The 19,314-nt window shown below is 55.6% G+C and carries 21 protein-coding genes and 1 tRNA gene; 8 read left to right on the forward strand and 14 right to left on the reverse strand.

All coding sequences use genetic code 11. From position 1 onward, the window contains the following. Positions 1-22: 22 nt before the first annotated feature. Both IPZ49_RS01700 and IPZ49_RS01705 read left to right on the forward strand, forming a co-directional pair. Positions 23-98, forward strand: a tRNA-Lys gene (locus IPZ49_RS01700). A 137-nt stretch (positions 99-235) separates the two neighbouring features. Further along, positions 236-577 (forward strand): FlxA-like family protein, encoded by a 342-nt coding sequence (locus tag IPZ49_RS01705; protein ID WP_017383471.1) that lies wholly within the window; start codon positions 236-238, stop codon positions 575-577. Here the strand turns inward: IPZ49_RS01705 and IPZ49_RS01710 are convergent. Then, entirely contained in the window at positions 568-1,509 is a 942-nt protein-coding gene (locus IPZ49_RS01710; protein WP_058689120.1) for a LysR family transcriptional regulator, read from the reverse strand. The genes IPZ49_RS01705 and IPZ49_RS01710 overlap by 10 nt on opposite strands. An 89-nt stretch (positions 1,510-1,598) precedes the next feature. Between IPZ49_RS01710 and IPZ49_RS01715 the strand changes: the two genes are divergently transcribed. Continuing rightward, a complete protein-coding gene (locus IPZ49_RS01715; protein WP_015572227.1) occupies positions 1,599-2,594 on the forward strand; it encodes a bile acid:sodium symporter family protein in 996 nt (331 codons plus the stop codon). Here IPZ49_RS01715 and IPZ49_RS01720 read toward each other — a convergent pair. The 3 genes from IPZ49_RS01720 to zipA form a co-directional block, all read right to left on the reverse strand. Beyond that, positions 2,591-2,806 (reverse strand): DUF3820 family protein, encoded by a 216-nt coding sequence (locus IPZ49_RS01720; protein WP_003861328.1) that lies wholly within the window; start codon positions 2,804-2,806, stop codon positions 2,591-2,593. The genes IPZ49_RS01715 and IPZ49_RS01720 overlap by 4 nt on opposite strands. A gap of 1 nt (position 2,807) precedes the next feature. Next, entirely contained in the window at positions 2,808-4,823 is a 2,016-nt protein-coding gene (gene ligA, locus IPZ49_RS01725; RefSeq protein WP_017383473.1) for an NAD-dependent DNA ligase LigA, read from the reverse strand. 68 nt (positions 4,824-4,891) lie between these two features. Beyond that, the gene (gene zipA, locus IPZ49_RS01730; RefSeq protein ID WP_015572226.1) at positions 4,892-5,887 is read right to left on the reverse strand and encodes a cell division protein ZipA; all 996 of its coding nucleotides are present in this window, start codon (positions 5,885-5,887) and stop codon (positions 4,892-4,894) included. Between the two features lie 229 nt (positions 5,888-6,116). On the opposite strand from zipA, the gene cysZ reads away from it, so the two are divergent. The 5 genes from cysZ (at position 6,117) to crr (ending at position 10,911) form a co-directional block, all read left to right on the forward strand. Further along, positions 6,117-6,878 carry a sulfate transporter CysZ gene (cysZ, locus tag IPZ49_RS01735; RefSeq protein ID WP_006811452.1) on the forward strand — a complete coding sequence of 254 codons (762 nt, stop codon included), beginning with the start codon at positions 6,117-6,119 and terminating at the stop codon, positions 6,876-6,878. Positions 6,879-7,041: 163 nt separating this feature from the next. Continuing rightward, a complete protein-coding gene (cysK, locus tag IPZ49_RS01740; protein WP_006811453.1) occupies positions 7,042-8,013 on the forward strand; it encodes a cysteine synthase A in 972 nt (323 codons plus the stop codon). A 317-nt stretch (positions 8,014-8,330) separates the two neighbouring features. Then, positions 8,331-8,588, forward strand: coding sequence for a phosphocarrier protein Hpr (gene ptsH, locus IPZ49_RS01745; protein WP_000487600.1), 258 nt, complete (start codon positions 8,331-8,333; stop codon positions 8,586-8,588). Positions 8,589-8,633: 45 nt separating this feature from the next. Continuing rightward, positions 8,634-10,361 (forward strand): phosphoenolpyruvate-protein phosphotransferase PtsI, encoded by a 1,728-nt coding sequence (gene ptsI / locus IPZ49_RS01750; RefSeq protein ID WP_006811455.1) that lies wholly within the window; start codon positions 8,634-8,636, stop codon positions 10,359-10,361. A gap of 40 nt (positions 10,362-10,401) precedes the next feature. Beyond that, positions 10,402-10,911, forward strand: a complete 510-nt coding sequence (gene crr / locus IPZ49_RS01755) for a PTS glucose transporter subunit IIA (RefSeq protein ID WP_003861316.1) — start codon at positions 10,402-10,404, stop codon at positions 10,909-10,911. A 44-nt stretch (positions 10,912-10,955) separates the two neighbouring features. Here the strand turns inward: crr and pdxK are convergent, their stop codons facing one another. The 10 genes from pdxK to IPZ49_RS01805 all read right to left on the reverse strand — a co-directional run bounded on the left by pdxK (position 10,956) and on the right by IPZ49_RS01805 (position 19,302). After that, the gene (pdxK, locus tag IPZ49_RS01760) at positions 10,956-11,792 is read right to left on the reverse strand and encodes a pyridoxine/pyridoxal/pyridoxamine kinase (protein WP_015572224.1); all 837 of its coding nucleotides are present in this window, start codon (positions 11,790-11,792) and stop codon (positions 10,956-10,958) included. Positions 11,793-11,797: 5 nt separating this feature from the next. Beyond that, on the reverse strand, positions 11,798-12,709 hold the full coding sequence (gene cysM / locus IPZ49_RS01765) for a cysteine synthase CysM (protein ID WP_032671795.1): 912 nt from the start codon (positions 12,707-12,709) through the stop codon (positions 11,798-11,800). A gap of 118 nt (positions 12,710-12,827) precedes the next feature. After that, positions 12,828-13,922, reverse strand: coding sequence for a sulfate/thiosulfate ABC transporter ATP-binding protein CysA (cysA, locus tag IPZ49_RS01770; RefSeq protein ID WP_017383477.1), 1,095 nt, complete (start codon positions 13,920-13,922; stop codon positions 12,828-12,830). Continuing rightward, positions 13,912-14,787, reverse strand: coding sequence for a sulfate/thiosulfate ABC transporter permease CysW (cysW, locus tag IPZ49_RS01775; protein ID WP_003861305.1), 876 nt, complete (start codon positions 14,785-14,787; stop codon positions 13,912-13,914). The genes cysA and cysW overlap by 11 nt, the downstream gene beginning before the upstream one ends. Further along, on the reverse strand, positions 14,787-15,620 hold the full coding sequence (gene cysT / locus IPZ49_RS01780; RefSeq protein ID WP_017383478.1) for a sulfate/thiosulfate ABC transporter permease CysT: 834 nt from the start codon (positions 15,618-15,620) through the stop codon (positions 14,787-14,789). The genes cysW and cysT overlap by 1 nt, the downstream gene beginning before the upstream one ends. Next, entirely contained in the window at positions 15,620-16,633 is a 1,014-nt protein-coding gene (locus IPZ49_RS01785) for a sulfate ABC transporter substrate-binding protein (RefSeq protein WP_032649009.1), read from the reverse strand. The genes cysT and IPZ49_RS01785 overlap by 1 nt, the downstream gene beginning before the upstream one ends. A gap of 176 nt (positions 16,634-16,809) precedes the next feature. Beyond that, entirely contained in the window at positions 16,810-17,709 is a 900-nt protein-coding gene (locus IPZ49_RS01790) for a Dyp-type peroxidase (RefSeq protein ID WP_017383480.1), read from the reverse strand. Between the two features lie 92 nt (positions 17,710-17,801). Beyond that, on the reverse strand, positions 17,802-18,377 hold the full coding sequence (locus tag IPZ49_RS01795) for an RpoE-regulated lipoprotein (RefSeq protein WP_058689123.1): 576 nt from the start codon (positions 18,375-18,377) through the stop codon (positions 17,802-17,804). Positions 18,378-18,440: 63 nt separating this feature from the next. Continuing rightward, positions 18,441-18,890: a DUF2919 domain-containing protein gene (locus IPZ49_RS01800; RefSeq protein ID WP_058689124.1), complete on the reverse strand. Its 450-nt coding sequence runs from the start codon at positions 18,888-18,890 to the stop codon at positions 18,441-18,443. Beyond that, positions 18,877-19,302, reverse strand: a complete 426-nt coding sequence (locus IPZ49_RS01805; protein WP_003861292.1) for a GNAT family acetyltransferase — start codon at positions 19,300-19,302, stop codon at positions 18,877-18,879. Before IPZ49_RS01805 ends, IPZ49_RS01800 begins: the two co-directional genes overlap by 14 nt. Positions 19,303-19,314 lie beyond the last annotated feature (12 nt).

Consider the following 19,314-nt stretch of genomic DNA (forward strand, 5'->3'; position numbering starts at 1 on the left):
GCCCGTCATCGCCCACCATTTCGGGTCGTTAGCTCAGTTGGTAGAGCAGTTGACTTTTAATCAATTGGTCGCAGGTTCGAATCCTGCACGACCCACCAATGTAAAAAAGCGCCCTAAAGGCGCTTTTTTGCTATCTGCGATATAGCACATCCCCATTGCAGCCAGATCGCTTGTTTTACTCAAGCTCACGCCTTCTTTGCCGATACCTCTATTTTATGGCGAAAAGGATCTCAATATGACAACTCTTAAGCCCGTTTCTCTGTCGGCGATGGAAATCGGCAGCGTAGATAACAGCTCCGGCGGAAACGACATTGCTTCTCAAATCACCCGTCTGACCAAACAGATAACGAAAGTCACTCAGCAGCTCAAAGAAGTGGCCATGGGTGATGCCACAGCAGAAGAGAAGCAAAAGCAGCAGGAATTACTCGAATCTCAGCTGGCTATGTTGCAGGCACAACTGGCGCAATTGCAGCGTCAGCAGGCAGAAGAGGCGATGCCAAAACAGGAAAAAGGTCAGGCAGTCGCGGAAGGCATCAATAAGCCCTCCGCGGAGCATCAGATTAATATCTACATCTGATTATTGGTTTCGTTAAAAAGTGGATCGCGTGTGCGGGCCTCCATCAAACGTTCGGCCTGCATACGCACCACATCCCAGCAGGCATGCGCCGCGCCGGAAAGTGACCTGTTTTTACGGCGTACCAGCATCAGCTGGCGTTCGACACAGGGTACGAAACGCTTCACCGTTAAACGACTCCCCTGCGGAAGTGGCAGCGCCAGCGCCGGCAGAACGCTGATGCCAATCCCCGCTTCGACCATCGGGAAGAGCGTGGCAGGATGCCCGATCTCCTGCACAATGGTTGCCTTAACGCCCTGCGCGGCCAGTGCGGCATCTATCAGCGGACGGCTGCCTGATGCATAATCCTGTAACACCAGGTTCGCCCCCTGCAAGGCCAGCCAGGCCACCTGTGGCAGCGATGCCAGCGGATCATCATCGCGGCAGAGCAATAAAAAGGGCTCCGAGAGCACCACTTCACATTCCAGGTCGCTTACCGCTCCGGGATCAATAACGATGCCAAAATCTACATCCCCCTGACGGATACTCTCCAGTACCCACTGCTGCGGCCTGTCGTGCAAAACAAAATCGATATCCGGATAGCGGTGATTACTTTCAGCGATACACTGGGGAATAAGATGCGCTGAAATCGTCTGGCTCGCCGCCACTCTCACGGTGCCGGAAAGCTGTTGTCCGATCCGGCCGACATCCCTGAGCGTACTGTTCAGTTCATCCAGCAGCCTCTCCAGACGCATTGCCAGTTGCTGTCCCGCTTCGGTGAGTACCACTTCTCGCGTCGTACGGTCGAGCAGCTTCACTCCCGTTTGCGTTTCAAGCTCCTTAACGCTATGGCTCACCGCCGACTGGCTGAGGCCAATGATCTCCCCTGCCCGGCTAAAGCTGCGGGCCTGCGCGACGGTGACGAAAACGCGAAGCTGACGTAACGAATAATTCATCTGTTTAATTCATGAATGGATGCAATAAATCAATTTTATTTCTCAAAGGGAAGAAAGCACAATAGCGGCATCTGTTTTCAGGAGTGATTATGAAACTTTTTCGTATCCTTGATCCGTTTACGCTGACCCTGATTGGTGTCGTCTTGCTGGCCTCGTTCTTCCCGGCGCGGGGCAGTTTCGTTCCGGTTATTGAAGGACTGACCACGGCAGCCATTGCCCTGCTGTTCTTTATGCATGGCGCCAAACTCTCACGGGAAGCCATTATTGCAGGCGGTAGCCACTGGCGACTGCACCTGTGGGTAATGTGCAGCACCTTTATCCTCTTCCCGGTTTTGGGCGTGCTGTTCGCCTGGTGGGCGCCGGTGAATGTCGATCCGGCGCTGTATACCGGTTTCCTTTATCTGTGCATTTTGCCGGCCACCGTGCAGTCCGCTATTGCCTTTACCTCGCTGGCGGGCGGTAACGTCGCGGCGGCGGTTTGTTCTGCTTCCGCTTCCAGCCTGCTGGGGATCTTTGTTTCACCGCTGCTGGTCGGTCTGCTGATGAATATGCACGGGGCGGAAGGTAATCTGGAGCAGGTGGGTAAAATTTGTCTGCAACTGCTGCTGCCGTTTGTGCTCGGACACTTATCCCGTCCCTGGATTGGGGCGTTTGTGGCAAAACATAAAAAATGGATCGGGAAAACGGACCAAAGCTCAATTCTGCTGGTGGTTTACACGGCCTTCAGCGAAGCCGTGGTGAACGGCATCTGGCACAGGGTGGGCGCTGGATCGCTGCTGTTTATTGTGGTGGTAAGCATCGTTTTGCTGGCCATTGTCATCGCGGTTAACGTCTTTGTGGCCCGCAAATGCGGCTTCAACAAGGCCGATGAAATCACCATTGTATTTTGCGGATCGAAAAAGAGCCTGGCCAACGGGATCCCGATGGCCAATATTCTGTTCCCGACGTCCGTCATTGGGATGATGGTGTTGCCGCTGATGATTTTCCATCAGATCCAGCTGATGGTGTGTGCGGTACTGGCGCGGCGTTACAAGGCGCAGACAGAAAAGCTGGCGCAGGAAGAGACCCGCGCCGCGAAAGTTTAAGGACGTTTCAGGGGCTGAACCAGCTGGGTCAGCCCCTCTGTTTTGATCAGTAACGTGATAGCCATCAGCTCGCCCAGACGCCCGGCGGGGAACTCATCCTTACGGGCAAACCACAGCAGATACTCTTCCGGTAAATCAATCAGCCTGCGACCCTTATATTTACCGAACGGCATCTCCGTATTGGCGATCTCAACGAGCTGCTCTTTTTCCACGTCACTCTCCTAACAGGCGCATCATTTCCGCTTCGTCGATTACCTCGATGCCAAGCTCCTGCGCTTTTGCCAGCTTCGAACCGGCCGCTTCCCCGGCAATCACCAGGTCGGTTTTCTTCGATACGCTGCCCGCCACTTTTGCCCCCAGTGCCACCAGGCGCGCTTTCGCGTCATCGCGCGAAAGCTGGCTCAGGCTGCCGGTCAGCACCACCGTTTTACCGGCAAACGGGCTGTCGATCTCTTCGGCATTAACCACTACCGGTGCAGGCCAGTGAATGCCCTGTTCCAGTAATTTACCGATCACTTCACGGTTGCTCTCTTCGGCGAAGAAGTTGAAAACGTGGGTGGCGACCACAATGCCGACATCAGGGACTTTCTGTAGCTCGTCGATGGTGGCTTTCTCCAGCGCGTCCAGCGTGCCGAAATACGCCGCCAGCCCTGCCGCTGTCGCCTCTCCGACTTCACGAATGCCAAGCGCGTAAAGGAAACGGGCAAAGGTGGTGTTTTTGGCCGCCTCGAGCGCGTTAACGATGTTCTGGGCAGATTTTGGCCCCATACGATCAAGACCGGTCAGCTTACCTGCCGTCAGGGTAAAGAGGTCCGCTGGCGTATGGACGTACTCTTTCTCAACTAACTGGTCGATAATCTTGTCACCCATTCCGTCGACGTCCATCGCCCGGCGGGAGACAAAGTGCTTCAGGGACTCTTTACGCTGCGCGCCGCAGATTAACCCGCCCGTACAGCGCGTTACCGCTTCACCTTCCACGCGCTCAACGTCCGAACCACATACCGGACAGTGGGCTGGAAACTCGATGGCACGGGTATCGGCAGGACGTTCAGACTCAACAACGTTAACCACCTGTGGGATCACGTCGCCCGCGCGGCGAATCACCACTTTGTCACCAATGCGCAGGCCCAGGCGGGCAATTTCATCGGCGTTATGCAGCGTGGCGTTACTTACCAGCACGCCAGCCACCTGCACAGGCTCCAGACGCGCCACAGGCGTAATCGCCCCCGTACGCCCTACCTGAAACTCCACGTCGCGAACGAAGGTCATCTGCTCCTGCGCCGGGAACTTAAAGGCTACCGCCCAGCGCGGCGCACGGGCCACAAATCCTAACTGTTCCTGCAACGCCAGCGAGTTAACCTTGATCACCACGCCATCAATATCAAACCCGAGCGTGGGACGATCCTCTTCAACCTTGTGATAGAACGCCAGCACCGCCTCCGGAGAGTCGCAGAGCTGCACACGGTTGCTAACCGGTAACCCCCACTCTTTGAACTGCATTAAACGACCCAGGTGGGTATCTGGCAGGTCACCGCCTTCCAGGATCCCGACGCCGTAGCAGAAGAAAGTAAGCGGTCGCTTCGCGGTGATTCGCGGATCGAGCTGACGCAGCGAACCTGCCGCCGCGTTACGCGGGTTTGCAAACACTTTCCCACCCGTACGACGCGCTTCTTCGTTGATCTTCTCGAAGCCCGCCTGCGGAAGGAACACTTCCCCGCGCACTTCCAGCCGGGCGGGAATGTTATCGCCACGCAGTTTCAGCGGGATCGCACGAATAGTGCGCACATTAGTGGTGATGTCTTCCCCGGTAGTGCCGTCGCCGCGCGTTGCGGCACGCACCATCACGCCGTTCTCATAAAGAATGCTAACGGCCAGACCATCCAGCTTTAGCTCGCAGCACCAGCTCAGATTGTCGATGCTCTTCAGGCGATCCTGCACACGCTTGTTGAAAGCCAGAAAACTCTCTTCATCAAACACGTTATCCAGCGACAGCATCGGCACTTCATGGCGCACCTGGCTGAAAGCGCCCAGCGGTTCCGCGCCGACGCGCTGCGTTGGGGAATCGGGCGTAATCAGTTCGGGGTGCTGCGCTTCCAGCTCGCGCAGTTCACGCATCAGGCGGTCATATTCCGCATCCGGCACTTCCGGTGCGTCCATAACATGATAGAGATATTCATGATGGCGAAGCGTGGTTCGCAGTTCAGTAAGTTGTTGTTCGATTGAGTCCATATCGCACCATCAATGAGAAAAACCCCCGACAGGCGGGGGTTGAGGAGGAGGTGAAGTTAACGCGACGATTACGCGTTCGCTTCCTTAACTTCGCGGATGCGGTCCTGATACTCGCGCAGTTTCTGCGGCGTCATCATTCGACGCTGATCGTCGAGCACCACACCGCCCACTTCGTCGGCGATGTGCTGAGCGGACTGTAGCATCAGCTTAAAGTTTTGCAGCTCGTCACCGTAGGACGGCACCTGCATAAAGATCGTAACCCCCGGCGTGACGAAATCACCGGTCATTTCCGGGTCAAACGTGCCTGGATTGACCATATTGGCCAGGCTAAACAGCGCCGGACCGCTACCGTCAGGACTCAGGTGGCGATGGAAAATATTCATGTCGCCGAACTTGAAGCCTGCCTGTTGGATGCTGTTAAGCAGCACGTCACCGTTCAGATGGGTGCCATGATGAGCAGCCACGTTCATGATGATCACCGCTTCTTTACGCTGCGGCTTTTCAACAACCGGTTCTGGCTCTGCGACCGGCTCTGGCTCAACGCGCGGAGCGGGCTGTGGCGCAGGCGGTTCAGGCTGCGGCTGCGGTTGTTGTACCGGCTGCGGCTGCTGAACAGGCTGTGGCTGATGCACTGGCTGTGCAGGCTGTTGCACAGGTTGCGGCTGTACAGGCTGTGGCGCAACGGGCTGCTGTTGCACAGGCTGCTGCGGCGGATGACGAACAGGTTCTTCCACTGGCGGCGGCGCTGGCTGGCGCGGCTGGGCAGAGGCATACGGTGGTTGATACTGGTGCTGCGGAGCGCGGGGGGCTTCATGCTCTCCATGCGCTGCGCCGGGCGCAGTATTGACCCGATGAACACGAACTTCACCCACGCCGTCGTCGTCAGGACCGTCGATGTCGTCTTCAACGTCATCGTCGTCACGACTGGACTTCATGCGCTTCAGTGGACGATCGCGAAACATAGAGGAACGCTCTTTACGGCTGGTCCAGAAACCATGTACCAGTAAAGCGATTATGGCGATCGCGCCAACAATGATTAATATCAGACGCAAATCCTGCATCATTATATTCTCTGTTGTTCTAACACCTTGCCACCACGGCAAACATTTACTCACTAAGAGTATTTGCCGTTTACGTCAAGTGCAAGTGTATGCAGAGCATTCACAGCATAAAGATGAACTAAATCGTGCTTTTTGCTGGTTTTTCGAACATTTCCGAACTGGTCATTGGCCCGTAACTGGATAATATAGGCGGGCAATTCCACTGGTTGTGTAAAAAGGAGTACAGCCTGGTATGGTTTCAACATCTTCTTCTGCCCCACGCAGCGGGGTCTGGTACTTTTCTCAGGGCTGGAAACTGGTCTCCCTGCCGGGCATTCGACGCTTCGTTATTTTGCCGTTACTGATCAACATTATTCTGATGGGCGGGGCCTTCTGGTGGCTGTTCACCAGACTGGAAAGCTGGATCCCTTCCCTGATGAGCTATGTGCCGGACTGGTTACAGTGGCTAGACTACCTGCTCTGGCCGATTGCGGTTATCTCCGTGCTGCTGGTTTTCGGCTATTTCTTTTCGACGATAGCAAACTGGATAGCCGCGCCGTTCAACGGTCTGCTGGCCGAACAGCTGGAAGCGCGCCTTACCGGTGCGACGCCACCTGACACGGGCGTACTCGGGATCGTGAAAGATCTCCCCCGCATCATGAAGCGTGAATGGCAGAAGTTCGCCTGGTACCTGCCGCGGGCGATTGTGCTGCTTATTCTTTATTTTGTACCCGGGATTGGCCAGACGGTCGCGCCCGTGCTGTGGTTCCTGTTCAGCGCCTGGATGCTCGCTATCCAGTACTGTGATTATCCGTTCGATAACCACAAAGTGCCGTTTAAAGAGATGCGCACTGCCCTGCGCACTCAGAAGGTTGCCAACATGCAATTTGGCGCGCTGACCAGCCTGTTCACCATGATCCCTTTCCTGAATTTGTTCATCATGCCCGTTGCCGTTTGCGGCGCGACGGCGATGTGGGTGGACTGTTACCGTGCTAAGCACGCGTTATGGAAGTAATGCAAAAATGTGTAAAAGAGGGGTGGCTTATGCCGCCCCTTATTCCATACTGATCCCCATTATTTCCTTGCAGCATATAGATATGCGATTTCCTTACTTCCCCATACCTGTTCAACAGGTATGCTGGGTCGGTATCCCAATTTCATACAGTTAAGGACAGGCCATGAGTAAGATTTATGAAGACAACTCGCTGACTATCGGTCATACGCCCCTGGTTCGACTGAACCGTATCGGTAATGGACGCATTCTGGCGAAGGTCGAATCTCGTAACCCAAGCTTCAGCGTTAAATGCCGTATCGGTGCGAATATGATTTGGGATGCTGAAAAGCGTGGCGTGCTGAAACCTGGCGTTGAGCTGGTTGAACCCACCAGCGGCAATACCGGTATCGCTCTGGCCTATGTTGCGGCGGCGCGTGGCTACAAGCTGACGCTGACTATGCCTGAAACCATGAGCATTGAGCGTCGTAAGCTGCTGAAAGCGCTGGGTGCGAACCTGGTCCTGACCGAAGGCGCAAAAGGCATGAAGGGCGCGATTCAGAAGGCCGAAGAAATTGTTGCCAGCGATCCGGCAAAGTATCTGCTGCTCCAGCAGTTCAGCAACCCGGCCAACCCGGAAATTCATGAGAAAACCACCGGCCCGGAAATCTGGGAAGATACCGACGGTCAGGTTGATGTGTTTATCTCCGGCGTAGGCACCGGCGGTACGCTGACCGGTGTGTCTCGCTATATTAAAGGCACGAAAGGTAAAAAAGATCTGATTACCGTTGCCGTTGAGCCAACCGACTCACCGGTTATCGCTCAGGCGCTGGCAGGCGAAGAGATCAAACCTGGCCCACACAAAATCCAGGGTATCGGCGCTGGCTTTATTCCAGGCAACCTGGATCTGAAGCTGATCGATAAAGTCGTCGCCATTACCAATGAAGAAGCCATCTCCACGGCGCGTCGCCTGATGGACGAGGAAGGCATTCTGGCGGGTATCTCTTCCGGTGCGGCGGTTGCGGCAGCCCTCAAACTGCTGGAAGATGAAACCTTTACCAATAAGAACATTGTGGTTATCCTACCGTCTTCGGGTGAGCGTTACTTAAGCACAGCACTGTTTGCCGATCTCTTCACAGAGAAAGAACTGCAACAGTGATGCCAGCATGTTAAAAACGCGTAAAAAAGCACCTTTTCAGGTGCTTTTTTGTGGCCTGCTTCAAAGTTTTACCCCTCCTGGCATTGCTTCACCCCGTTGGGTCTGGTATTTAAACCAGCAATTATTTTGATGCGCGAAATTAATCGGTGAACGAAATAGCGCTGCTGAATCGATTTTATGATTTGGTTCAAGTCTTGCTTTCACTGCATAATGTTTAATGACGATTGAAACGTCAGCGCTAACTATACAGGCTAAAGTTAAGTCGCCAGGCTAGACTTTAGTTCCACAACACTAAACTTATAAGTTGGGGAAATACAATGTTCCAGCAAGAAGTTACCATTACCGCTCCGAACGGTCTGCACACCCGCCCTGCTGCTCAGTTTGTTAAAGAAGCGAAAGGCTTCACTTCTGAAATCACTGTGACTTCCAACGGCAAAAGCGCTAGCGCAAAAAGCCTGTTCAAGCTGCAAACTCTGGGCCTGACTCAGGGTACCGTTGTTACCATCTCCGCTGAAGGTGAAGACGAGCAGAAAGCAGTTGAGCATCTGGTTAAGCTGATGGCTGAACTCGAGTAAGTTTACCGGGTTCTTTTCAATATCAGTCACAAGTAAGGTAGGGTTATGATTTCAGGCATTTTAGCATCCCCGGGTATCGCTTTCGGCAAAGCATTGCTGCTGAAAGAAGACGAAATCGTCATTGACCGGAAAAAAATTTCTGCCGACAAGGTTGATCAGGAAGTTGAACGTTTTCTGAGCGGTCGTGCCAAGGCATCTGCGCAACTGGAAGCGATTAAAACTAAAGCTGGCGAAACTTTCGGTGAAGAAAAAGAAGCCATCTTCGAAGGGCACATTATGCTGCTCGAAGATGAGGAGCTGGAGCAGGAAATCATAGCCCTGATTAAAGATAAAGGCATGACGGCCGACGCGGCTGCGCATGAAGTTATCGAAGGTCAGGCATCTGCCCTGGAAGAGCTGGACGATGAATACCTGAAAGAACGTGCGGCTGACGTACGTGACATCGGTAAGCGCCTGCTGCGCAACATCCTGGGTCTGGCCATCATCGATCTGAGCGCGATTCAGGACGAAGTCATCCTGGTTGCCGCTGACCTGACCCCGTCTGAAACCGCACAGCTGAACCTGAACAAGGTGCTGGGTTTCATTACTGATGCAGGTGGACGTACCTCCCACACCTCAATCATGGCGCGTTCTCTGGAGCTGCCAGCCATTGTGGGTACCGGTAGCGTTACCTCCCAGGTTAAAAACGACGACTATCTGATTCTGGATGCCGTAAACAATGTGGTTTACGTCAACCCAACTAACGATGTGATCGAGCAGCTGCGTTCCGTTCAGGAGCAGGTTGCTACCGAGAAAGCGGAACTCGCTAAACTGAAAGATCTGCCAGCTATCACGCTGGACGGCCATCAGGTTGAAGTGTGCGCTAACATCGGTACCGTACGTGACGTTGACGGCGCTGAGCGCAACGGCGCGGAAGGTGTAGGTCTGTATCGTACTGAATTCCTGTTCATGGATCGCGACGCTCTGCCAACGGAAGAAGAGCAGTTTGCAGCGTACAAAGCGGTTGCGGAAGCGTGCGGCTCGCAGGCTGTAATCGTCCGTACCATGGACATCGGTGGCGACAAAGAGCTGCCGTACATGAACTTCCCGAAAGAAGAGAACCCGTTCCTGGGCTGGCGTGCCGTGCGTATCGCCATGGATCGCAAAGAGATCCTGCGTGACCAGGTTCGCGCTATTCTGCGTGCCTCCGCTTTCGGTAAACTGCGCATCATGTTCCCGATGATCATCTCTGTTGAAGAAGTGCGTGCACTGAAGAAAGAGATCGAAATCTACAAACAGGAACTGCGCGACGAAGGTAAAGCATTTGACGAATCCATTGAGATCGGCGTGATGGTGGAAACACCGGCAGCCGCGACCATTGCGCGTCATTTAGCCAAAGAAGTTGATTTCTTTAGTATCGGTACCAATGATTTAACGCAGTACACCCTGGCAGTTGACCGTGGTAATGATATGATTTCACATCTCTACCAGCCAATGTCACCGTCCGTACTGAATTTGATCAAGCAAGTTATTGATGCTTCTCATGCAGAAGGTAAATGGACTGGCATGTGTGGTGAGCTTGCAGGCGACGAACGTGCTACACTTCTGTTGCTGGGTATGGGTCTGGACGAATTCTCTATGAGCGCCATTTCCATCCCGCGCATTAAGAAGATTATCCGTAACACGAACTTCGAAGATGCGAAGGTGTTAGCAGAGCAGGCTCTTGCTCAACCGACAACGGACGAGTTAATGACGCTGGTTAACAAGTTCATTGAAGAAAAAACAATCTGCTAATCCACGAGATGCGGCCCAATTTACTGCTTAGGAGAAGATCATGGGTTTGTTCGATAAACTGAAATCTCTGGTTTCTGATGACAAGAAAGACTCCGGAACTATTGAGATTGTTGCTCCGCTCTCCGGCGAGATCGTCAACATCGAAGACGTGCCGGATGTAGTGTTTGCTGAGAAAATCGTTGGTGATGGCATTGCTATCAAACCAACTGGCAACAAAATGGTTGCTCCAGTTGACGGCACCATCGGTAAAATTTTTGAAACCAACCATGCGTTCTCTATCGAATCCGATAGCGGTATCGAACTGTTCGTTCACTTCGGTATCGACACCGTTGAACTGAAAGGTGAAGGCTTCAAGCGTATCGCAGAAGAAGGCCAGCGCGTTAAAGTTGGCGACCCGGTAATTGAATTCGATCTGCCGCTGCTGGAAGAAAAAGCGAAGTCTACCCTGACTCCGGTTGTTATCTCCAACATGGACGAAATCAAAGAACTGATCAAACTGTCTGGCAGCGTCACCGTGGGTGAAACCCCGGTTATCCGCATCAAGAAGTAATTCTTGCCGCACAGAAAAATGGCGCCTTCGGGCGCCATTTTTGTTTATGCCGGCAGGATAAGCTCGTCATAGCCTTTCGACTGCGTATAGATCATAACGTCAGTCACCCGATCGCCCGCCATGCGAATGGCATCGGCAACGGTTTTCCCTCCCACAATGCCGCTGACCAGCTCCGAACAGAACAGATCGCCCGTTCCTTTCAGATCCGTCTCTACGCGCGGGTGCGCGCTTACGGTAACACCTTCTTCGCTCACCAGCACAACGTGGATATTCTGCGGATCGTCAGACACTGGCGCACTGGTGATCGCTACCCATTTCAGCGAGTCGGACAGCAGCCCCTGCGCGGCGGCAATGGCGCTCTCCGGCGTACGGCACGGTTTGCCGCTCAGCACTTCAAGTTCATACACGTTGGGCGTAATGCCCTGGGCCAGCGGGAGCAGATGCTCACGGTAGGCTTCAGGAATATCCGGCTTCACGTACATCCCGCTATCGATATCCCCAATTACCGGGTCGACCAGCACCAGCAGATCGGGATGTTGCACTTTGATTGCCTTCAGCCACTGCGCCAGCAGCGCGATCTGGCTGGCGCTGCCCATATAGCCGGTGGTGACCGCTTTAAGCTCGCGCAGGATCTCGCGCTCTTCCAGCGCCTTAAGGTAGCCGCTGAACCACTCGTCCGGGATCACCCCGCCGTAGAAGGTGTCGTAGTGAGGCGTATTGCTGAACAGCACCGTTGGCACGGCGGTAACGTTCAGCCGGTGGGTGCGAATATTCGGCACCGCGATGCTGTTTCCCACGCTGCCGTACACCACCTGCGACTGTACGGCGACAATATCGGTTTGCTGCGCCCGGGTGTTATCCCGGAATAAAATCATCTCCATGACGCTTAAATCCCCGCCCCCTGCGAATAACTCTCTTCACCAAAGACGCCGGTAGACAGATAACGGTCGCCGCGATCGCAAATAATCGCTACGACCACCGCCCCCGGCGTGGACTCAGCCACCCGGATCGCACCCGCTACGGCACCGCCAGAGCTGACGCCGCAGAAGATACCTTCACGCACGGCCAGCTCACGCATGGTATTTTCCGCCTCGCGCTGATGAATATCCAGCACCTGGTCCACAAGCTGCGCATTAAAGATGCCCGGCATATACTCCGCCGGCCAGCGGCGGATGCCCGGAATGCTGCTCCCCTCTTCCGGTTGCAGGCCGACAATCGTCACCGGCTTCTCCTGTTCGCGCAGAAAGCGTGACACACCGGTGATCGTGCCCGTGGTCCCCATGCTGGAGACAAAGTGGGTGATGCGCTCGTCGGTTTGCTGCCAGATTTCCGGGCCGGTGGTGGTGTAGTGCGCGTACGGGTTGTCCGGGTTGTTGAACTGGTCGAGAAGCTTGCCTTCCCCGCGCTCCGACATCGCTAACGCTAAATCTCGCGCCCCTTCCATCCCCTGCTCTTTGCTCACCAGAATCAGCTCGGCTCCATAGGCGCGCATGGCGGCCCGGCGCTCCTGGCTCATGTTATCCGGCATCAGCAGCTTCATGCGGTAGCCTTTCAGGGCGGCAATCATCGCCAGCGCAATTCCGGTATTTCCGCTGGTGGCCTCAATGAGCACGTCGCCTGGCTTAATTTCACCGCGCTTCTCGGCCTGGACAATCATCGACAGTGCCGCCCGGTCTTTCACCGACCCCGCCGGGTTATTGCCTTCGAGTTTGACCCAGATTTCGCTGCCGTTATCAGGCCCCATGCGCTGAAGTTTGACCAGAGGGGTGTTGCCGATGGTGTGTTCGAGTGTATTCACGATTTTTACTCAATAAAAAAGCCGGGTGGCGCTTAGCTTACCCGGCCTACAAGACGCAGTGATAACTGTAGGCCCGGTCAGCGCAGCGCCACCGGGCGATAAACATACTAATAACCTATCAGGCTGACTCCGCCAGAGCAATATCCTCGCGCGTTTCAATGCGCTCGTTACCGTGATAAATGCGCGCGTGTTGCAGCCCGACAAACAGGCGCTCCCCCCGGTGCGGCGGCACGTCGTCACGCATAACCACGGTCAGCGGCTCGGTGTACCAGCCCAGGGGCTGTACCACCAATTGGGTGTAGTGCCCTTTAGGGCTAGCTTCCAGCACCTGCACCGGAAGCGGTGAATCCAGGCTGGTACGGCGGCTGACGTCCACTTCCCACGGACGCAGGAACAGATCCACCGGCCCCTGATGCGCGGAGGTATACCCCAGCGGCCAGCGGTGCGCGCCAACGTGGAACTGACCGCCGCGAATGGTGCCCTGAAGGCGGTTTACTTCCCCCATAAACTCCAGCACAAAGCGGGTCGCCGGTTCACGCCAGAGCTGCTCTGGCTCGTCAACCTGCTCAATGTTGCCCTGACTCATTACCACCACGCGATCGGCCACTTCCATCGCCTCTTCCTGATCGTGGGTCACGAAAACGCTGGTGAACTGGAGTTCCTCATGCAGCTGACGCAGCCAGCGGCGCAGCTCTTTTCGCACCTGCGCATCCAGCGCGCCAAACGGTTCGTCCAGCAGCAGGATTTGCGGTTCAACGGCTAACGCACGCGCCAGCGCCACGCGCTGCTTCTGCCCGCCGGAAAGTTGAGCCGGGAAGCGGTCCGCCAGATGCGCAAGCTGCACCATCTCCAGCAGTTTGGTCACTTTCGCTTTGATGGCGGCGGCATCTGGACGTTCACGACGCGGCAGCACGGTCAGGCCAAACGCGATGTTGTCGAATACCGTCATGTGGCGGAACAGCGCATAATGCTGAAATACAAAGCCCACTTTACGGTCGCGGGCGTGCAGGCGGCTAACGTCCGTACCGTGGAAGCGAATATGTCCGCTGGTCTGGTGTTCAAGCCCGGCGATAATACGCAGCAGCGTGGTTTTACCGGAGCCAGACGGCCCCAGCAGCGCCACCATTTGTCCGGAAGGGATATCCAGCGAGATATCATTCAGCACCTGGGTGCGACCAAAAGACTTCTTAATATTGGCAATCTCAATGCTCATGATTTCCCTCCTGATGCTGACGTTTTTCCTGATTCTCTAAACGCCACTGCACCACACTCTTCAAAAACAGGGTCAAAATCGCCATCAGCGTCAGCAACGCTGCGGCAGTAAAGGAACCGACGGTGTTGTAGTCCTGTTCCAGTAATTCAATCTGTAACGGCAGCGACAGGGTTTCGCCGCGAATCGAGCCGGATACCACCGACACCGCGCCAAACTCACCGATCGCACGGGCGTTGGTCAGCACCACGCCGTAAAGCAGTGCCCAGCGGATATTCGGCAGCGTGACGCGGCGGAACATCTGCCAGCCGGAAGCGCCGAGCAGCACCGCGGCTTCATCTTCATGGCTGCCCTGGCTGAGCATCACCGGCACCAGCTCGCGCACCACGAACGGACAGGTGACAAAGACGGTCACCAGCACCATCCCCGGCCAGGCGAACATGATTTGCAGGTCGTGCTCATCCAGCCAGCCGCCCAGCGGGCCATTGGAGCCGTAGAAGAGCAGATAAACCAGACCCGCCACCACCGGAGACACCGCAAACGGGATATCCAGCAGGGTCAGCAGCAGCTGACGCCCCGGGAAGTTAAAGCGCGTTACCAGCCAGGCCAGCAATACGCCAAACACCAGATTCACCGGGACGGTGATCAGGGCAATCATCACCGTCAGCCAGATGGCGTGGAGCATGTCCGGATCGGCCAGGTTTTGCAGCGCGGGCATAATCCCTTTGCTGAAGGCCTGCACGAAGATGTACACCATCGGCACGACGAGAATGAATGCGGAGACCAGCACGCCGGTACCAATCAGAAACCATTTGCCCCAGTTGATGCGGGGCGCGTCATAGCGCTTCAATTGCGTAACTTCCGCCATCAGTGACCTACCACACGTCGACCAAAGCGACTTTGCAGAGTGTTAATCGAAAACAGTAGCAGCAGCGACGCGGCAAGGATCACCGAGGCAATCGCGCTCGCGGCCGGATAATCAAACTCCTGCAAACGGACAAAAATCATCAGCGAGGTCACTTCGGTTTTCCACGCGATGTTCCCGGCAATAAAAATGACCGCGCCAAATTCACCGAGGCTGCGGGTAAAGGAAAGCGCCACCCCCGCCAGCAAGGCCGGAGAAAGTTCCGGCAGCACAACCTTACGGAAACTCTGCCAGCGCGTGGCGCCCAGGGTCTCCGCAGCCTCTTCGTATTCGGGGCCTAACTCTTCCAGCACCGGCTGCACGGTACGTACCACAAACGGGATGCTGGTGAAGGCCATCGCCACCGCGATACCGATCCAGGTATAGGTCACTTTAATATCAAACTTCGCCAGCCATTCGCCGTAAAAGCCGTTCACGGAGAACAGCGACGCCAGCGTCAGACCGGCCACCGCCGTCGGCAGGGCAAACGGCAGATCCATCAGGGCGTCGAGCAGCGTGCGGCCCGGGAAGCGATAGCGGGTTAAGATCCATGCCATCAGCAGGCCAAACACGCCGTTAAAAATCGAGGCCACGAATGCAGACAGCAGCGTGACCTTGTAGGCCGCCACCACCTGCGGGTTGGTGACCACTTCCCAGTACTGGGACCAGCTCATCTCAGCGAGCTGCATCACCAGAGCGCTGAGCGGTAACAATAAAATCAGACAGACGAACAGCAGGCTGGTCCCGAGGCTTAAGGTAAAACCCGGCAGCACACGTCTTGTTGATCCTGCAAACATTACTTACGCCCCGCCGCCAGCAATTTGTCTAACTCACCGCCGCTGGCAAAATGCGTTTTCATCACCTCAGGCCAGGCGCCGAAATGATCTTCCACGCGGAACAGCTCGGTCTGCGGGAATTTGTCTTTCAGCTTGTTCATCACGTCCGGATTATTAACGCGGTAGTAATAGTCAGTAATCACCGTCTGCGCCTGCGGGCTGTACAGATAGTTGAGATAGGCTTTTGCCGCTTTCTCTGTGCCGTTGGCTTTGACGTTTTTATCCACCCACGCCACCGGGAACTCGGCCAGAACGTTGGTTTTCGGGATAACCACTTCGAAGCCCTGCGCTTCGTACTGTTTACGAATATTGTTCACTTCGGATTCAAAGCTGATCAGCACATCGCCCAGCCCGCGCTCGGCGAAAGTGGTGGTTGCGCCCCGGCCGCCGGTGTCAAACACTTCGACATTTTTCAGGAACTGGGTCATAAACTGTTCGGTTTTCGCTTTATCGTTACCGTCAGCTTTGTCCGCCGCGCCCCACGCCGCCAGATAGGTATAACGCGCGTTGCCGGAGGTTTTCGGATTCGGGAAAATCAGCTTGACGTCAGAACGCACCAGGTCGTTCCAGTCGTGAATGTTTTTCGGGTTGCCCTTGCGCACCAGGAAGCCCATGGTGGAGTAGAACGGCGAACTGTTGTTCGGCAGGCGGCTTTGCCAGTCCGCCGGGATCAGCTTGCCTTTGTCGTGCAGGATCTGCACGTCCGTGACCTGGTTGTAGGTCACCACATCCGCTTTCAGCCCCTGCAAAATGGCCAGCGCCTGCTTGGATGAGCCAGCGTGCGACTGTTTGATGGTCAGCTTGTCGCCGTTGTTCTCTTTCGCCCACTGCTGTTCAAATGCGGGATTAAGGGCGGCAAACAGCTCGCGCGAAACATCATAAGAACTGTTCAGCAACTCGGTTGCCTGCGCCTGCGCCACCAGCAGTAAACCTGCCAGTGCCAGCGATCCTTTTTTCAGTACAGTAACGGCCATTGCGCACCCTTATAAATGTGATGACTATCTTATAGTCATAATATTTATAACGGAGTCTAAAGGAGTAACGGTTTTATATACCGTTTGGTGATTTAGAAGCAGAAAAGGGAATAAGGGGTGCGGGAGAAATTGCCGGGTGGCGCTAACGCTTACCCGGCCTACGAATGGAGAGCGATTTACAGCGCCAGCAGGCGCTCAACGGACGGCGCAAAGTAGTAGCCGCCGGTCACGGGACGGGTGAAGCGCAGCATGGCGTCACGCTTGCCGTCGGTATCGCCAAACATGCTCAGCAGCTGCTGTTCGATGTTGTAGAGGCGCGCACAGTAAGCGCAGAAGTACAGGCCGTGCGTACCGCTCGCGGTGCCGTACGGCAGGCTCTGGCGAACAATCTTCAGCCCCTTACCGTCTTCTTTAAGGTCAACGCGGGTCAGGTGGGACGTGACCGGACGCGCATCGCCGTCAATCTCTTCATTGGCGTCTTTGGTGCGGCCAATCATCATCTCCTGGTCATGCACGCTCATGCGGTTGAGCTGCCTGAGGTTATGCTCCCAGCGCTGGACGAACACGTAGCTGCCGCCCGCGTCCACGCCATCCTTGATTACAGCCACCTCGCGACGCGTCTCTTCCCCGGCCGGGTTTTCGGTGCCGTCGACGAAGCCGCTCAAATCGCGCTCTTCCACCCAGCGGAAACCGTGGATCTCTTCCTGCACGTCGATGCTGTCACCAAAGGCCTCAATCGCTGCCTGAGCGACGGAGAAATTCACGTCATGGCGCAGGGAGAGGATATGGATCAGGACGTCATACTGGGTGGCGGGCGCAAGACCTTTGCCATAAGGAATAAAGTCTTTCAGCTCTTCTGCGCCTTCGCCGCCGCTCAGCTGACGCCAGACGGTGTTGCCAAAGGCAACCACCGCGCCCAGATGGGCTTCGGGGAATTTGGCCTGAAAGGTGGCCAGTTTATCAACGAAAATTTTGCTGGCCGCGCGCAGGGCATCCACGTCCCCTTTGACGTTGGCTTCAATCCAAATCGCCGCGCGGCAATGTTCTGGCAAAATGCCACTCTGAACCTGAGACATCGCTCCTCCTGAAAAAAAGATGCCACGACAGCGTGGCATTGATGGCGGCTATTATACCTGGATTACAGCGAGGCGGCTTGCTCAGGCGCAAATTACTGCTTCCAGATAATTTTGCTCACTTTCCACTTTTTCAGGGTGTCGTCAGAGGGCATTAACCCTTCCGGACCGTTCCAGGTGCCGCTGAATACATAGCTAATGTGCTGGCTGCCGTCGGCCTTACACTCGACCGCCACGCTATCATCCGACGGCACGCTGGCGCAGTGGCCAAACGCTTTCTGGTAGAGCTCGCCAAACGGCGTACCTACCTTCACGCCACCTGAGGTCGGGATCTCTTCATCCATCACCGCAATGCGGTTGACCGTACCTTTATCGCCGTTGATGATCATCGCCACCTTGTCGTCTTTCAACGCTTCGAAATAGCGCACGATGTTGCCGTTCTCGGTTTTCATGCCGCTGCGCAGGCGATAATCACTGCCGATGGCCTCCTGAATGGCATCCTGATCCAGCGCCGTCGAGGCGGTGATTTTGCCCACGCCCTGCTCGGTCACTTCCGTTAAGGAGCCAAACCAGTTCCACGGATAGGCCGCAGACCAGTTGATGGATGAGAGCGTGGAACAGCCGGTTAACGCCAGCGGGAGAGCGCATAAAAGTAAACGCAGCGATTTCATTGAGACGTCCTTACGTAGTAAATCAACGCTTGTTGGAGTGCAGTATCGGCAAAAAGTGCCGTTTTAATCTGACTCTTGCGTAAAACAGGCGCGTAAACGGGGATTCGTGACCAGCCACAGCAGCGCGACAATATCCGCCACCACCAGCGCAATCCCGATACCGGAAAGCGGCTCGCCGTACAGCCAGAGCACGGGCTGCCAGACCAGGAGCACAACCTGCGCCAGAATCAACAGCCAGCGAAGTGCGCGCCAGAAGCGCGGGAGGAACTGCCGCCGACCGCTGCACAGGAACGCCAGCACCGCCGGTACACCGGGCAGTAACCCCAGCCAGAACGCATCGTGATCGGGATAAAAGAGATTCAGTAGCGTATCGCCCTGCCCGCGTGACGCGCCAGCCATCACGAACAGCACCCAGGTGCGGGCCTGCAACAGCAGAACGCACCAGAATAAAAAAGGCAGACGCAGACGACCGTGAGCATCATAGTCGCCAGGGTGGAACTCAGTACTCTTCATCTTCGATCAGGCGCTTACCCAGCGTCAGTACATCCGCGTGCTCGTAGCCCAGACGTTCATACATGCCCAGCACCACGTCGTTATCTTCCCGCACCATAATCTGGATTTTCGGGCAGCCACGGGCGATCAGTTTCTTTTCCAGACGGTTAAGCAGCGCGTTGGCGATGCCGCGCGCGCGATATTCCGGGTGCACGCCCAGATAGTAGGCCGACCCGCGGTGGCCGTCGTACCCGCCCATTACCGTCCCGACCACCTCGCCGTTGACCTCAGCGACCAGAAACAGACTGACGTCGTGATTCACCTTCCGTTCGATGTCCATTTCCGGATCGTTCCACGGACGCAGCAGATCGCAGCGCTCCCAAAGGGTGATCACCTCTTCGAAATCTTCCTGGCGAAAAACGCGTATCTCCATGGTATTAACCGC

The organism is Enterobacter cloacae complex sp. S2, assembly GCF_015159675.1.
In the GTDB taxonomy this organism is placed as follows: Bacteria; Pseudomonadota; Gammaproteobacteria; order Enterobacterales; family Enterobacteriaceae; genus Enterobacter; species Enterobacter intestinihominis.

Excerpts from the sequence above, each read along its gene's own strand:
- IPZ49_RS01795 (WP_058689123.1), bottom strand. The coding sequence starts at position 18,377 with ATGAAATCGCTGCGTTTACTTTTATGCGCTCTCCCGCTGGCGTTAACC.
- crr (WP_003861316.1), top strand. The coding sequence starts at position 10,402 with ATGGGTTTGTTCGATAAACTGAAATCTCTGGTTTCTGATGACAAGAAA.
- IPZ49_RS01805 (WP_003861292.1), bottom strand. The coding sequence starts at position 19,302 with ATGGAGATACGCGTTTTTCGCCAGGAAGATTTCGAAGAGGTGATCACC.
- pdxK (WP_015572224.1), bottom strand. The coding sequence starts at position 11,792 with ATGGAGATGATTTTATTCCGGGATAACACCCGGGCGCAGCAAACCGAT.
- IPZ49_RS01790 (WP_017383480.1), bottom strand. The coding sequence starts at position 17,709 with ATGTCTCAGGTTCAGAGTGGCATTTTGCCAGAACATTGCCGCGCGGCG.
- IPZ49_RS01785 (WP_032649009.1), bottom strand. The coding sequence starts at position 16,633 with ATGGCCGTTACTGTACTGAAAAAAGGATCGCTGGCACTGGCAGGTTTA.
- cysA (WP_017383477.1), bottom strand. The coding sequence starts at position 13,922 with ATGAGCATTGAGATTGCCAATATTAAGAAGTCTTTTGGTCGCACCCAG.
- cysT (WP_017383478.1), bottom strand. The coding sequence starts at position 15,620 with ATGTTTGCAGGATCAACAAGACGTGTGCTGCCGGGTTTTACCTTAAGC.
- ligA (WP_017383473.1), bottom strand. The coding sequence starts at position 4,823 with ATGGACTCAATCGAACAACAACTTACTGAACTGCGAACCACGCTTCGC.
- IPZ49_RS01710 (WP_058689120.1), bottom strand. The coding sequence starts at position 1,509 with ATGAATTATTCGTTACGTCAGCTTCGCGTTTTCGTCACCGTCGCGCAG.
- cysZ (WP_006811452.1), top strand. The coding sequence starts at position 6,117 with ATGGTTTCAACATCTTCTTCTGCCCCACGCAGCGGGGTCTGGTACTTT.
- zipA (WP_015572226.1), bottom strand. The coding sequence starts at position 5,887 with ATGATGCAGGATTTGCGTCTGATATTAATCATTGTTGGCGCGATCGCC.
- IPZ49_RS01800 (WP_058689124.1), bottom strand. The coding sequence starts at position 18,890 with ATGAAGAGTACTGAGTTCCACCCTGGCGACTATGATGCTCACGGTCGT.
- IPZ49_RS01715 (WP_015572227.1), top strand. The coding sequence starts at position 1,599 with ATGAAACTTTTTCGTATCCTTGATCCGTTTACGCTGACCCTGATTGGT.
- ptsI (WP_006811455.1), top strand. The coding sequence starts at position 8,634 with ATGATTTCAGGCATTTTAGCATCCCCGGGTATCGCTTTCGGCAAAGCA.
- cysW (WP_003861305.1), bottom strand. The coding sequence starts at position 14,787 with ATGGCGGAAGTTACGCAATTGAAGCGCTATGACGCGCCCCGCATCAAC.
- IPZ49_RS01705 (WP_017383471.1), top strand. The coding sequence starts at position 236 with ATGACAACTCTTAAGCCCGTTTCTCTGTCGGCGATGGAAATCGGCAGC.
- cysK (WP_006811453.1), top strand. The coding sequence starts at position 7,042 with ATGAGTAAGATTTATGAAGACAACTCGCTGACTATCGGTCATACGCCC.
- ptsH (WP_000487600.1), top strand. The coding sequence starts at position 8,331 with ATGTTCCAGCAAGAAGTTACCATTACCGCTCCGAACGGTCTGCACACC.